At 59.8% G+C, this 13,805-nt stretch carries 16 protein-coding genes; 6 read left to right on the forward strand and 10 right to left on the reverse strand.

Annotation, left to right across the window (positions count from 1 at the left end; genetic code table 11):
- Positions 1–114: 114 nt before the first annotated feature.
- Both purB and ACYVDM_RS16215 read left to right on the forward strand, forming a co-directional pair.
- Positions 115–1,491, forward strand: coding sequence for an adenylosuccinate lyase (purB, locus tag ACYVDM_RS16210; protein WP_415787091.1), 1,377 nt, complete (start codon positions 115–117; stop codon positions 1,489–1,491).
- 51 nt (positions 1,492–1,542) lie between these two features.
- Positions 1,543–2,001 carry a c-type cytochrome gene (locus ACYVDM_RS16215; protein WP_415786932.1) on the forward strand — a complete coding sequence of 153 codons (459 nt, stop codon included), beginning with the start codon at positions 1,543–1,545 and terminating at the stop codon, positions 1,999–2,001.
- 80 nt (positions 2,002–2,081) lie between these two features.
- On the opposite strand, the gene ACYVDM_RS16220 is transcribed toward ACYVDM_RS16215, so the two are convergent.
- The 3 genes from ACYVDM_RS16220 to ACYVDM_RS16230 all read right to left on the reverse strand — a co-directional run bounded on the left by ACYVDM_RS16220 (position 2,082) and on the right by ACYVDM_RS16230 (position 4,100).
- Positions 2,082–2,774: a cytochrome b/b6 domain-containing protein gene (locus tag ACYVDM_RS16220; RefSeq protein WP_415786930.1), complete on the reverse strand. Its 693-nt coding sequence runs from the start codon at positions 2,772–2,774 to the stop codon at positions 2,082–2,084.
- Positions 2,775–2,894: 120 nt separating this feature from the next.
- The gene (locus ACYVDM_RS16225) at positions 2,895–3,185 is read right to left on the reverse strand and encodes a hypothetical protein (RefSeq protein ID WP_415786928.1); all 291 of its coding nucleotides are present in this window, start codon (positions 3,183–3,185) and stop codon (positions 2,895–2,897) included.
- Positions 3,186–3,719: 534 nt separating this feature from the next.
- Positions 3,720–4,100, reverse strand: a complete 381-nt coding sequence (locus tag ACYVDM_RS16230) for a hypothetical protein (RefSeq protein WP_415786926.1) — start codon at positions 4,098–4,100, stop codon at positions 3,720–3,722.
- Between the two features lie 77 nt (positions 4,101–4,177).
- Between ACYVDM_RS16230 and ACYVDM_RS16235 the strand changes: the two genes are divergently transcribed.
- From ACYVDM_RS16235 to ACYVDM_RS16250, 4 genes are all read left to right on the forward strand, one after another.
- Positions 4,178–4,870: a DUF3053 family protein gene (locus ACYVDM_RS16235; RefSeq protein ID WP_415786925.1), complete on the forward strand. Its 693-nt coding sequence runs from the start codon at positions 4,178–4,180 to the stop codon at positions 4,868–4,870.
- Between the two features lie 56 nt (positions 4,871–4,926).
- A complete protein-coding gene (locus tag ACYVDM_RS16240; RefSeq protein WP_415786923.1) occupies positions 4,927–6,144 on the forward strand; it encodes an AI-2E family transporter in 1,218 nt (405 codons plus the stop codon).
- 141 nt (positions 6,145–6,285) lie between these two features.
- Positions 6,286–6,657, forward strand: coding sequence for a hypothetical protein (locus tag ACYVDM_RS16245; RefSeq protein ID WP_415786921.1), 372 nt, complete (start codon positions 6,286–6,288; stop codon positions 6,655–6,657).
- Between the two features lie 152 nt (positions 6,658–6,809).
- Entirely contained in the window at positions 6,810–7,889 is a 1,080-nt protein-coding gene (locus ACYVDM_RS16250; protein WP_415786919.1) for a DNA/RNA non-specific endonuclease, read from the forward strand.
- On the opposite strand, the gene ACYVDM_RS16255 is transcribed toward ACYVDM_RS16250, so the two are convergent.
- The 7 genes from ACYVDM_RS16255 to ACYVDM_RS16285 are packed head-to-tail and all read right to left on the reverse strand — an operon-like array spanning position 7,869 to position 13,793.
- The gene (locus ACYVDM_RS16255; RefSeq protein ID WP_415786917.1) at positions 7,869–8,321 is read right to left on the reverse strand and encodes an excinuclease; all 453 of its coding nucleotides are present in this window, start codon (positions 8,319–8,321) and stop codon (positions 7,869–7,871) included. The genes ACYVDM_RS16250 and ACYVDM_RS16255 overlap by 21 nt on opposite strands.
- 40 nt (positions 8,322–8,361) lie before the next feature.
- Complete coding sequence (locus ACYVDM_RS16260) at positions 8,362–9,588, reverse strand: beta-ketoacyl-ACP synthase (protein WP_415786915.1); 1,227 nt, start codon at positions 9,586–9,588, stop codon at positions 8,362–8,364.
- Entirely contained in the window at positions 9,588–10,319 is a 732-nt protein-coding gene (fabG, locus tag ACYVDM_RS16265) for a 3-oxoacyl-ACP reductase FabG (protein WP_415786913.1), read from the reverse strand. The genes ACYVDM_RS16260 and fabG overlap by 1 nt, the downstream gene beginning before the upstream one ends.
- Before the next feature lie 26 nt (positions 10,320–10,345).
- A complete protein-coding gene (locus ACYVDM_RS16270; RefSeq protein WP_415786911.1) occupies positions 10,346–10,804 on the reverse strand; it encodes an ApeP family dehydratase in 459 nt (152 codons plus the stop codon).
- Entirely contained in the window at positions 10,801–12,000 is a 1,200-nt protein-coding gene (locus tag ACYVDM_RS16275) for a beta-ketoacyl-[acyl-carrier-protein] synthase family protein (RefSeq protein ID WP_415786909.1), read from the reverse strand. The genes ACYVDM_RS16270 and ACYVDM_RS16275 overlap by 4 nt, the downstream gene beginning before the upstream one ends.
- Entirely contained in the window at positions 11,997–12,533 is a 537-nt protein-coding gene (locus ACYVDM_RS16280; RefSeq protein ID WP_415786907.1) for a hypothetical protein, read from the reverse strand. Before ACYVDM_RS16280 ends, ACYVDM_RS16275 begins: the two co-directional genes overlap by 4 nt.
- A gap of 6 nt (positions 12,534–12,539) precedes the next feature.
- Positions 12,540–13,793, reverse strand: a complete 1,254-nt coding sequence (locus ACYVDM_RS16285; RefSeq protein ID WP_415786905.1) for an NAD(P)/FAD-dependent oxidoreductase — start codon at positions 13,791–13,793, stop codon at positions 12,540–12,542.
- Positions 13,794–13,805 lie beyond the last annotated feature (12 nt).

The raw sequence follows: 13,805 nt of genomic DNA on the forward strand, positions 1-13,805 counted from the left end.
CCTGGCTACCAGGGAAACAGCCATCGATTTTACCGTGCAACGAGGGTCTGAATTGTTACAGAGACCCGGGTGATAAAATCGCGGGTTGCCTCCACATTTTTTCCCTTTCACGCCATGCAGATTGCCGACCAGATCAGTCACCTCAATGCCCTTTCTCCGCTCGATGGCCGTTACGCGGCTCGCGGTGATGCACTGCGGGGCCTGTTGTCCGAAGCCGGCTTCATGGCGCACCGCGTCGAAGTCGAGGTTGCCTGGCTCGTGGCCTTGTCCGATGCGGGTCTGCCCGAACTATCGAGCTTCTCTGCCGGCGCACGCACACGTCTGTCCGAGTTGGTCCGCGACTTTTCCGAGGCTGACGCCGCCCGTATCAAGGACATCGAGCGCACGACCAATCACGACGTCAAGGCCGTGGAATACTGGCTGAAAGAAAAGGTCGCCGACGATGCCGAGCTCGCGAACGCGGCCGAGTTCATTCACTTTGCCTGCACGTCCGAGGACATCAACAACACGTCTCACGCCCTGATGCTGACGCGCGCGCGCAGCGAGGTCGTGGTGCCGCGCTTGCGACAGATCGCCGATACTTTGGCGGACATGGCACGCGTGTACGCGGATCAGCCGCTCTTGTCGCGTACGCATGGCCAGCCCGCCAGCCCCACGACGCTGGGCAAAGAGTTTGCCAACGTGGCCGCGCGCCTGCAGCGCGCCATTGCCGCGATCGAGGCCGTCGAGCCGCTGGCCAAGCTCAACGGCGCGACGGGCAACTACAACGCCCACTTGTCCGCTTATCCGGAAATCGACTGGCCGGCATTCAGCGCCCGCGTGCTGGGCGGCCTGGGCCTGACACAAAACCGTCACACCATTCAGATCGAACCGCATGACTGGATGGCGGCCCTGTTCGACGCGGTGGCGCGGGCCAACGTCATCATTCTGGATCTGGATCGCGATATCTGGGGTTATGTGGCACTGGGTTATTTCAAGCAGCGCCTCAAAGAAGGCGAGGTGGGTTCGTCCACCATGCCGCACAAGGTCAACCCCATCGATTTCGAGAACTCCGAAGGCAACCTCGGCCTGGCCAACGCCGTGCTGCGTCACTTGTCCGAAAAGCTGCCGGTCTCGCGCTGGCAGCGTGACCTGACCGATTCGACCGTCCTGCGTAACCTGGGGGTCGGCCTGGGGTACTGCCTGGTGGCCTGGGATTCGTGCATGCGTGGCCTGGGCAAGCTCGAGGTCAACACCGCCGCGATTGACGCCGATATCGATGCCTGCTGGGAAGTCCTCGCCGAGCCCGTGCAAACCGTCATGCGTCGTTATGGTTTGCCGCAGCCGTACGAGCAACTCAAGGCCCTGACCCGTGGCAAGGGGATTACCGAAACGGCATTGCGCGAGTTCGTCAACGGCCTGGCCTTGCCCGACGAGCCCAAGGCCCGTCTGCTGGCGATGACGCCGCGTAGCTACATAGGACTGGCGGCTAGTCTCGCTCGGGAGGTATAGTCGGCAGTGCCGGGTAGGCCGGCACGCCGTCACACCGATCGGAGACCATCTATGAAGCAGTTCCCTTTGCTGGCCGCTGCGGCCTGTATGACCGTTGCATCGCTGTGGGCTGCGCCCGCCGAAGCGCAATTTGCCAAGCCCGCTGATGCGATCAAATATCGCCAAGCCGCCTTGACGCTGATGGCCTCGCATTTCGGCCGTATGCAGCCCGTCGTAAAAGGCCAGGCACCGTACGATGCCGAGCAAATCAAGGCGAACGTGCAACTGCTCAATACCCTGGCCGAACTACCCTGGGCGGGTTTTGGCCCAGGCACGGAAGGGGGAGAGGCTCTTCCCGAGGTCTGGAGCGACGCCGCGGGTTTTGCGCAAAAACGTGATGCGCTGAAAGAAAACATGGCCAAGTTGCAGGTCGCTGCCGACTCGGGCGATCTGCAAAAGGTCCGTGCTGCGTTTGGTGATGTGGGCGCCAGCTGCAAGTCCTGTCACGACAGCTTCCGCAAAAAGAAATAATTTTCGGTATCGCAATGCCAGCTTGCGGCCTGCGGATTAACCGTTCGCAGGCCGCAGTTGTTGGTCGTTGGGAGCGATTTTTACGAGAATGAAAAATCCGCCACGATCTCCAGTGAGCGGATCCACAAGACCAATGCTGTCGCGGCGGCGGCAATCAAAGCGGCACGTAGCCAGATCATTGGGCCATCATGCGCCGGCGGCGTGCCGTCGGGCAGGTCTTGAGGTCGTACATCGCCCGTAATCATGGGCCGTACCATACGCTGGCGTCGGACGACGACATACCAGACGATCGCCAGCAGATGCAGGGCAACCACGCCTACGATGATCCATTCGTTTCGGTGATGCCACGTGGAAAACCACGAGGCGACGCTTTCGTCTACCCGTGAGTAAAGCGGGCCCTGCGTCATGATGTCATCGCTGGTGAACAAGCCGCTGACCGCCTGAAACCCCAGCAGGGCCAGCATGGCAATGACAGAGAGTGCGCCCAACGGATTGTGGCCAGCCGAGGTCATCGCCCCCTGGAAATAGCGTTTTATTGTGCCAGGACCGCGGACAAAAGACGCGAATCGGGCATAGCGGGGACCGATAAATCCCCAGGCCAGGCGAAAGATAATCAGCCCCAGCGTGGCGAGGCCGAAACGGACGTGCCAGTCCATGTATAGCCCGCCGAGCTTGACGCTGACATACGCGCCGATGACACAGACGGCCAGGGCCCAATGGAATAGGCGGGTAGGCAGGTCCCAGATACGGACAGAAGATCGCATGTGCAGCATGGGCATGATGGCAGTAAAAAGGGGAAATTCACTTTATCATGGCCGCGCGTTGCAGTGCGGGTGTGCTGCGGGAGGCGAGACGTTGCCGCGCGATGCAGCACACGACCCGGATGCAACAGATTATGCTGCGTGTTGGCGCAGCGGTTCGATGCGATGCACGTGTTCGTGACGGAACCGGATACGCATGCCGGGTTGGCCGGTACGGCCGCGAGGGCATACCACGTCAGTGGTATACGTCACGGTACCGTTGATGGGCGCGTTGTAGATCACGGTCGCGCGAATTTCCGGACCGTTGGCGGGCCGCAGGTGCACGATGTCGCCCACATGAATCTGCATATGATCCAGGTTGCTGTGAGTCTGACGGGGTAACAATTCGGCCGGCGTGATGGGGTGGTTGATAAGTTGGCTCATGATGATCCTTATTCTAGGTTTTCGTTATGGAAATGCGATGACAGTCCGTGTACGGGGCGCGCAAATGCGCGAGCCGGACAGGGCGTGTCAATAATCTCGCGCAAATGCGGCGTACGCTCATAGGGCGCGTCTCGGTGATATGCGAGAGACGCCTGCAGGCATAGAACGCCACAGAAAAACTGCGCGAGGGCTGTATGGCGGTACAGGTAATGAAAACGGCATTTGCCGAGGCTCTCGCCACCAGGGGCGGTATTGTTATTGCTCCGTTTGAACGGATGCTCAATGAGCCAAAGAAATACTGCAAGACAGCAGGCTGGTTATTTGCATGGTTGTGCCATGCCTGCCATCAAAAAATATCAACTGCGACTTGTTTTACCGCGTACTGCTTGTGCACGTAGTACATGCACTCACGTTGCACCCAAATCCTAATACACATCTTCGTGTTAGATACGTATGGTTAGATCCGTATGTACAACTACTACTTATACTGCCAATCTTTCGATTTTATCCGTAAATTATTGTTTTAGCAAGCCTTTATTGACGCAAGGCCGCTTGTTGCTGTGCCAGGCGCTGGGCTTCGATGATTTGGTCTTCGAGTTCGGGTGACATTTCCAGCGCGACTTGCGGAACATCGCCCGGTTGCTCCGCATCGAGTTTCAGTATGATGCGTTGGCCATTAAAGGCGGCCGGCGCAGCCTGAACCTCAATGTACTTTTGTATCAGTGCATCGACGGCTTGCTGCGCGCGGGCCAACGCGGCGGCGTCGAGTGGCAGGCCGGCCAATTGTTGATTAACGACGCGCGCCAGGTCTGATGTGAAAAACAGGAACGCGGCCGCACCCCGGCAATCGGGATGGTCATAGCCCCAGGGTGGCGATTCGCCGGCGGCTGAATGGGAAGAATTGGAAGCATTCATTTCGCCATTGTAGGGTAGTCTATGCCAGCAGGCAGCGCGATAAATCGCGCCGCGCTGGGGGGGTAAACAGGAAATCTATGCGCATTGCGGTTTATTTCATCGGGATGGTGTGGTTGAGTCTGGCGGCAGTCGGCTGTGTCAATAAAGAGCCAGAAGAACGCGCCGCGTTCATCACGGGGTTGCAGACCCAGGTGATTGCTTCGCCAGACTTGCGCGTACCGGCGCCTGACGAGGCCCAGCGCGACGCCTGGGGAGACTACGCCAAGCAGTACGCGGTGTTGATGGAATCCAATAACGCGGCGGCGGCGTTGAGACAGCATCTCGTGCACGCGTTCGATCACGCGACGTTGTCGTCCGTGGCGCAACTGCAGGGCCGTCTAGAGGTGTTGCGGACTGATCGGCAGGCCCTGCTCAAGGCGCGAGAGGCACTGCGCGAGGCACAGGCCCAAGCCCAGACCCAGCGCGCCGAATGGAAGCAGCCTGCCGATTTGCAGTCCGTCTACGCACAGGCCTATGACAAGGCCGTCACGCAGCCCGCTGAGATCCTCGGTGGGTTGACCGCCACCGCATTAGCCGCGCTGGATGATGGGTTGCGAGCGTCGGATTTCGTCGCCCAGCATGCCAATCAGATGACTATCGAGGCCGATTCCGCCGTTGTGCAGGATCCTTCCGTCCAGCACGAACTGAATCAATTGCTCGACGCGTTAAATAGTCATGCCGACGCCATCGAGCAAGCGTCAAGCCGCTTGCAAACATTGCAGTCTTTATAACCACTGAGTTTGTACAATTCGCCACACGCGGCTGGGGCCGCCCACGGAATCAAACTATGAACGGGTCTAGCCTGTATTACCGCTTTTTCTTATTGCTTTTGGCGGCCGTGTCGATTGCCTTTTTATGGCTCTTGTGGCCGCTGTATGGCGCGATATTCTGGGGGTCGATTCTGGCTATTATTTTTGCGCCGGTTCATCGGCGCATCGCCAGCAAATTGGGCGCACGTCGTAATCTTGCCGCCCTGATCTCATTGCTGCTGGTCTTGTTTGTGGTGATCGTACCCGTGGCATTCATCACCGCCTCGCTGATACAAGAGGGGGCGAATCTGTATCAGCGCATGAAATCGGGAAATTTGAACTTCGGTGCGTATTTCCAGCAAATTCTCGACGCGTTGCCATCCAGTGTGCACAGCATGCTGTCGCGTTTTGGGGTGGGTGACTTCACCAGTATTCAGGAAAAACTGACTGCGGGTGCGTTGCAAGCCAGCCAGTATCTCGCGACCCAGGCCATCAATATCGGTCAGAACACCTTTGAGTTCCTGGTGAGTTTTGGCGTGATGCTGTATCTGTTGTATTTTTTGCTGCGCGACGGATCGATCTTGTCGGCGCGACTGCGTCAGGCGATTCCACTCAGTGACACGCACAAGATGCATTTGCTTCGCAAGTTCACCACGGTCATCCGTGCGACTGTGAAGGGCAACATCGCCGTGGCGGCGGCCCAAGGGGTGCTGGGCGGCGTGATTTTCTACGCATTGGGCATTCAAGGGCCGGTGTTGTGGGGCGTGGTCATGGCGTTCCTGTCATTGCTGCCCGCCATCGGAGCGGGTCTGATCTGGGCGCCCGTCGCGGTGTACTTCCTGGTCAGTGGGCATATGTGGGAAGGGGTGGCCCTGGTGTTGTACGGGGTGCTCGTGATTGGCATGGTGGATAACGTGTTGCGCCCGTTGTTGGTGGGTAAAGACACCAAGCTGCCCGATTATGTAGTACTCATTTCCACCTTGGGCGGCATGGGGTTGTTCGGGCTCAATGGCTTTGTCATCGGACCGCTGATCGCTGCGCTATTCATCGCCTGCTGGGACCTGTTTTCCTCTGGTATTGCGCTGCCTGAGGACGGGCACGAGTCACACCCGGGTGCGCCGCGTGTCGCTCCCGCGCAACGATCGCCCGGCACACCACGAGTCGATTCCGCTAAAAAAACCGGAGATTTCCAACAAAATAACCGTCCCGAACAAAGCGGCCACTCTCGGCGTCGAGTACGTTCCACTAAGCCTTGATCGCCTGCAGGGCAAAAAAGTAGGAATTTATAGGCGTATGTAACGTTATCGTAATGGTTTTCAAAGAATGCAAACGAACCGAGCAGACTTCTGATTTTGTTCTACTCTGGAGGGGTAGGACGTCATCAAGGAGATCAGGCTATGGACACTCTTGCTGCGTTTACCTCCAAAGTGAGCTACTCCATTCGCCCATGGGTACATGAAATGGGTATTGGTGAGTACCGGGGCTGCGTCGACGTAATCGGTCGCGAAGGGCTCCGCACATTCAGTTTTGCCCGGTTTTGCGAAATTTCCCGTCCTGGGCGCGAACGTGCCGAACACGACGCCATGCGTCTCGCGATGCAGTTGCGTGACACAGAATGTAGCGATGGGAAAAGCTGGATTCTCCCCGGCCAGATCAGCCAACGGGGTGAAGAGGGGCTGCTGGCCGATGTCCCCAGTAGTTTGCTGAGTCCCAACTCGAGCCCGGTTTCTGGACGTCGCGGCAAACGGCACTTGAGAGTGGCGGCGTAGATCCCGGCGCTTTGTCTCTTGCACATGATTCCGTTCGGCATGTAGGCAGATGCCGGATGGATCTTCGGGTTGGGTTTTTTCCCGATGATGTCATCTACAATGCGTCGCGGTGCACGTTGTGACGATGTGCCGGCCTGCAGCTTATTGGTAGTATGACGCGCTCGAAAAAATCAGCCTCCACAAAGAAACGTTCAAAAGCCAGCGTTAAATCCAGTAAAACCCATCGATCCGGTCGATTTTTGCGGGCGTTTGTCGTCTGCGCGATTACCGGTTTCGGGCTTGGGTCTTATCTTCTTAATCCTCAATGGCGGCCGTCATTGACATGGCAGCCTCCGACGCAATGGCAATTGCCCGCGCAGTGGCAATTGCCGTCTCAATGGACACTACCCTTTGACTGGGAATTGCCCTTTGAATGGGAGTTGCCCGCGTCAGCACAGGAGGTCCTGGCTCGTCTGGGGTGGCAAGGGCTAGAGGAGGACGCTGGGGCCACGGCGCCGTCCGTCCCGTTGAGTGGTCCGTCCGTTCAAACGCAATTTTCCGCGTGCCCACAGATTTTTCCCGACCAGCGTCCACCCATTGTTCCCGCAACACAAGGGCTACGCGAGCTGTGTTTTTCGGGGTTCGCTGTGTTGCATAACGGCCAGACCAAAACACCTGTTTTTGTCGCTGAGCGCCTGAATCGGGGGCTCTTGACGCAAGCTCAGGGATTAACGCGGACGGACAATTTTTACGAAGAGGCGCGCTTGCCCAAAGCCGAGCGCGCGGATCTGGATGATTACCGGGGCTCTGGTTATTCGCGTGGGCACATGGCGCCCGCCGCGGATATGTATAACGCGGAAACCATGGCACAGAGCTTCTCGCTGGCCAATATGGTGCCTCAAGACCAGACGCACAATGCAGGGCCCTGGAGCCGCATTGAGCAAGACACCCGGAAGTACATCATGCGCGCGGCGGGCGACGTTTATATTTTCACGGGGCCGGTTTACTCCGAGAGCCCGAGATCGATTGGCACCGGGGTCGCGGTGCCCACCCATTTGTACAAACTGGTCTATGACCCGGCGACAGGACGTTCGTGGGCCTATTGGCAGGCCAATAGCGCCAGCACGCGGGCGGGCGCACCGATCAGCTATGACGAGCTGGTGAAACGCACGGGCGTGCGTTTCCTGCCCACGGCGACATCAGCGGTATCGTCGGTCGTGCGGCCGACGAATTCAGTTGCCAATTCGGACTAAATTACCCTTGAGTGCGACGCCGGACATGATGGCGCCGACGTGGCATTCGAAGTTGGTCTTGTCGGTGTATTCGTTTTTGCGGAAGTAGCTGACGATGTTGGTGACCGCGTTTGCGCCGGCGTTCTTGGCTGCTTCCTGGAGTTGAATCAGGGCCGATTGGGCCGTCCAGATGCAGATTTCGTCATTTTCCTTGCCAAAGGCGTTGCTCTTCTTGTTGGTGATGACGTCGGCCTGTATCAGCTTGCCTGTGGGGCCCGTGCCAGCGAGGTAGAACTTGACGCTACCATCGAGTTTGCCGGCGGTTGTCGCGGCGTCGATGGCCTGCTTGAGCGGCAGGTGGACAATGTCGTCGGCGGCATAGGCGCCGGTAGCTGCCAGGGCGAAAGTCAGGCAAACGCTGGCTTGGGCAAGACGAGCGCGGATCAGAGACATGGTTTCTTCCTTGTATTTGGATAAACAGCGTGCGGGGTGGTTAAGGCCAACGCCGAAAAATCAAAGACGTATTGATACCACCAAAGGCGAAATTGTTGTTCATCACGTACTCGAGGTCGGCCTGGCGGGCCGTGCCGGTGATGTAGTCCAATTCCCCGCACTGTGGGTCGACCTCGGTAAGGTTGAGAGTGGGTGTATAGCGGCCTTTTTTGAGCATCTCGATACTGAACCAGGATTCGAGTGCACCGCAGGCCCCCAGGGTATGGCCCAGGTAGCTTTTGTGCGAGCTGATCATCATTCGCGGACCAAACAAGTCATGTGTCGCATTGGTTTCGGCGATATCGCCGTGCTCGGTCGCGGTGCCATGTCCATTGACATAACCGATGGCCTCGGGCGGTACGCCCGCATCGGCCAATGCCTGGGCCATCGCGATGCGCATGGTGGTGGCTTCGGGACGCGTGATGTGCGTGCCATCGGAGTTGCTGCCAAATCCGACGAGTTCGGCATGTATACGTGCACCGCGCGCCTGGGCGTGCGAGAGCGACTCCAGTACCAGGATACCGGCCCCTTCGCCGATCACTAGGCCGTCGCGGGCCCGGTCATACGGGCGCGGCGTGAGTTCGGGAGTCTCGTTTCTCTGGCTGGTCGCGTAGAGCGCATCGAACACGATGGCTTCGCTCGGGCAAAGCTCCTCGGCGCCGCCCGCCAGCATCAGCGCCTGGCGACCATAGCGGACAGCCTCGAACGCATAGCCGATGCCTTGACTGCCTGAGGTGCAGGCACTGGAGGTCGGGATCACACGCCCCTTTAGGCCAAAGAAAATGCCGATATTGGCAGCGGTGGTGTGCGGCATCATGCGCACATATGAATTCGCATTCAAGTTGTCGGTCGTGCCATCGATCAGCATCCTGCCAAAGGCCTGGACATCGGCTGTGCTGCCCGTCGACGACCCACAAGCGACCCCCATGCGGCCGTCGCTGATGCAGGGATCGCCGAGCAGGCCGGCATCCGCCAGCGCGCGCTCGGCCGCGTACACCGATAGTTGCGACACCCTGCCCATGCTGCGCAGTTGCTTGCGGGTCCAGTGCGAGGGTGTGGTGAAGGCTGGCAGCGGCGCGGCCAGACGCGTGTTCATGTCCGTGTAGCGATTCCAGTCGGGCATGTACTGCACCGCATTGCGTCCGGTATCGAACGCCGCCTCGATTTGGTCCCATTGATCACCCAGGGCGCATAGGCCGCCCATACCGGTGACGACGACGCGTTCCATCAGCACAACCCTCCGTTGACCGCCAAAACCTGGCGTGTGATGTAGCCAGCAGGCTGTGACATGAAAAATACTACCGCGGCGGCGACTTCTTCGGGAGTGCCCATGCGTTGGGCAGGCACGGCCTTGAGGATTTCTTCGACTGGGACGTGTTCATCGAGCATATCCGTATCGATCAGGCCCGGTGCGACGCAATTGACGGTGATTTGCCGTTTGGCGAGTTCGACGGCGAGGGCCTTGGCCGCGCCGATCAGGCCGGCCTTGGAGGCGCTGTAGTTGACCTGACCGCGGTTGCCGATCAGCCCGGAGACCGATGCCATGCAAACGATGCGGCCGCTGGCACGGCGTCGAATCATGGGCATGATGACAGGGTGCAGCACGTTGTAGAACCCATCCAGATTCGTGCGCAGGACGCTGTCCCAGTCATCATCGCTCAGGGCCGGGAAGGCATTGTCACGGGTGAGGCCGGCGTTGAGCACAACGCCGTAATAGGCGCCATGCGCCTCAATGTCGGCCTCTAGGGCAGCGCGGGCGGCGGCTCGGTCGCTGACGTCGAATTGCAGCACGCGCGCGTCACGACTGAGCGCACGGACCGATGCGGCCGTGGCTTCAGCTTGCTCGCGCCTGTCGCGGCAGTGGATGACGAGATTGTGGCCGGCCTGAGCCAGTGCGATTGCAATAGCGCGTCCGATGCCCCGGCTGGAGCCCGTGACGAGAATAAAAGAAGAATTCATACGTTTGTTTTCATGTAATGCGAGCGTCAGCGCGGTTCTTGTTCTTGCATAAAAGCACTGGGATCCGGCGGCCGGTAAACATTAAGCCGAGCACAGGCCAATAGGCGATCGAGTGAGGACAGCTTGCACTCGAACACCCCCATGCCCGAATCATCCTGCAGGCTACGTTTTACGTCCACGATCAATTCCATGCCGGCGGTGAAAGCGCAAAGGTGGCATTCATAGTGGCGCGTACCGAGTAAAAACCCCAGTTCTACCGGTTGATTGGCGGCGCGTGCGTGACATCCCGCCCATGCGGCCACGGCTTGGGCCATGAATTCCAATCCCATCCAGTTGGCCAGCGTGTTGTCCGGCAAGTGAAAGGGGCCGCTGGCGCGCACGGTGGCACGCGCGCGCAGGGTGTCTGCGTCGAAAGTCAGCACTTCGTCCAGCAGAATCGCGTCGCCGGCGTGCGGGACGAGTTCGGCGATAGGCCAGATTGTCATGATGCCGCTGCGAGAATCAGGCTGGTGTTGTTGCCCCCAAAGGCAAAGGAATTGCTCATCGCGATGCGTCGCTGGCGCTCGCCGTAGCGCTGTGTTCCATTGCAGAAATCGAGTGTTGGCAACTGCGGATCGGGTACGCCGTCCCACGCATGGAGAGGCAACGGTTGCCCACGACTGGCGCGATCGAGGGTGAGCCAGGTGATCGCGGCCTCAAGCACGCCCGCTGCACCCAAGGTGTGGCCCGTCATGCCCTTGGTCGAGGCGCAGGGGACGCCGGAGGGGAATAAGCTTTGCATGGCGTGACTTTCCATCGCGTCATTGAGCGCGGTACCGGTTCCGTGGAGATTAACCCAACCAATCTCGTTGGCCTCCAGGTTCGCATCGGCCAGGGCGGCCTGCATTGCTTGCCGGGCGCCAGCGCCGGTGGGCTCGGGCGCCGACATGTGCCAGGCGTCGGAGCTGCCGCCGCCGCCCAGCAGGGCGACGTCTCCGGTAGGCTCGCGATGCATCAAAAACAATGCGGCAGCCTCACCAATATTGATGCCGGCGCGATTGGCAGAAAACGGCAGGCAGCGCGTGTCGGAAATCGCTTCGAGGGCGGCAAACCCATTGATGGTAAGACGGCATAGCGAGTCGGCGCCGCCGCAGATGACGGCATCGCAGGCATTCAGTTGCAGCAGGCGGCGCGCCGATAGCAGCGCGCGTGCACTCGAGGTGCAGGCCGTCGACAGGGTATAGGCGGGACCGGCCGTGCCGAGCCATTCGGCGAGAAACTCTGCCGGTGCATTCAGGGCCTGGCGCCGATAGTCATGACCCGCGGGCCAGCTACCCGTCGTCGCCAAGGTGGTAAACGCGGGTGCATTGTCGTTAATGCCGGAGGTACTGGTGCCCAGGACGATGCCGACGCGCGCGGCGCCGTAGCGGTCCAATGCGGCGCGTAGTTGGGGTTCGATTTGTTGCGCTGCAGCGAGTAAGAGACGATTGTTGCGGCTATGCAAATGCGCTGGCAAGTGAGGCGGAATCTCGGGTAGCGCGGCGTCTACGGCAGCGAGCGTGATGCTGCGATTTTTCACCCAGCCCTCTTCTTGACGCAGACCACGGCAGTCAGCCGCCAGCAGGCGCGCGCGTACCGTCGCGGTATCGGCGCCGAGCGCACAGACGATTCCTGGCGCGTCCAGCCAATGGGTTTCGTTCATGGCTTTTCCTTCAGCGGCATCACTTGCCAGCGAGTGCCATCGTTGAGCTCGATGCGTAGTGTGTCGCCGGGCATTGGTGTGACGCTGACGAGGGGCTTGCCCTGCGCGTTGAGGATGCGCGTGTGATCCGCTAGCGTGACGTTGGACGCGCCGTAGCGGGAGGCCAGTTCCGCCTGGGGCGTCCAGGCAAAGATCAGAGCCGCGAATAGTGATCGCGCTTTCGCGTTCGGGGGCAGGAAGCCATCGGTGCGCCATTGGCCATCCTCGAGTATCTGGCGGGCACGAGGCGCGCCAAGCGGATCGAACAGGGACCAGCGCGTGCCGCTTCCTTCGGATTGCACGACCAGCATGGCATCGTTGACGGCCTCGCCGGGGCGCTGCTCTGTGACGTGGAGCATGCGTGGCGTCGTCAACGCGATGGGTTCGCGCGGCACGGGCAGGCTGCTGGCGCAGCCAGCTACCAGCACGCTGACCAATGTACCCATTGCCATGAGGTTGCACAGGCGAGAAAGGGGGGCGGAGCGAAGATTCATTGCGGATCAAAGTGCCGTTGCTGCGGCGCGCTCAGTGGCACCCTGGCATATCTCGGCCAGGGTGGCAAGGCGCCGCCGGGATTCGGCGACATACGGGTTGGCTTGATCCCAAGCATAGCCTGCCAGGATGGAACTGATCATGGCGCGAATTGCGGGTTGGGGTTGCTCGTAGAACACGACATCCTGGAACGCGCCTTCGTACCAGCCTTGCACATAGGTGCGAAAGGTCTCCACACCCACCATCAGCGGGTCGGCAAAATCCCGTTGCCAGTCGACGGTCTCACCGCTCAATTGGCGATGCAGGGCGTCGGCGGCCAGTTTTGAGGAGCGTAACGCGATGGTGACGCCCGATGAGAACACCGGATCGAGGAACTCGGCGGCATTGCCCAGCAGGGCGAAACCCGGGCCGTGCAAAGACCGCACGCTGGCGGAGTAGCCGCTGATGAGATTGGCTGGAGTGTCCCATTGTGCGTTGCCTAGCAAGCGCTGCAGATTGGGCGCGGCATCGCAGGTACTGCGCAGTGTGTCCATGAGCGGTTCGTCGGACGAGCCAAAGAGATTAACGTCGCCGACGACCCCGATTGAGCTGCGACCGTTCGAGAAGGGAATGAGCCAGTACCAGATGTCGCGGATTTTCGGATGGACAGTGATCAGGATCTTGTTGCGATCAAACTGTTCACTATCGATACGGTCTTCGATGTGGGTGAAAATCGCCTTGCGCGGGGGCGCGGAGGAAGGTTGTTCCAGATCGCACAGGCGAGCCAGCACGCGGCCATACCCGCTGGCGTCGAGCACAAAATCGCAAGTCACCTGATAGGAGGAGCCGTCGGCACTACTGACATCCAGCACAGGGCGCGCGCCGCTGAAGTCAGCGGCCGTGACCGTTTGTTCGTAGCGAATTTCCACGCCCTGGCGCTCGGCATCGTCGGCCAGGACTTTATCGAACTGCGCGCGCAATACCTGGAACGTGGTGCCAGGGCCAGGCGAGAATTTGTCACGAAAATCAAAGGTCGTGTAAGCGTTGCCGCAAGCAAAAGCCGCACCGTTCTTGGTCTGGAAGCCTGCGGCGCGGACCGCGTCCATCATTCCGGCTTCTTCGATGAATTCCAGACAGTGAGCCAGCAGGCTCTCGCCAATCGAAAAGCGCGGAAAACGCTGTCGCTCCAGGATCAGCACATCATGGCCCCGACGCTTGAGCAGCGCGGCTGCGACCGAGCCCGAGGGGCCTGCTCCAATCACGACGATTTGACGATTTTGCATGGGAATCTCTGT

It is taken from the genome of Bordetella tumulicola, from assembly GCF_054779135.1.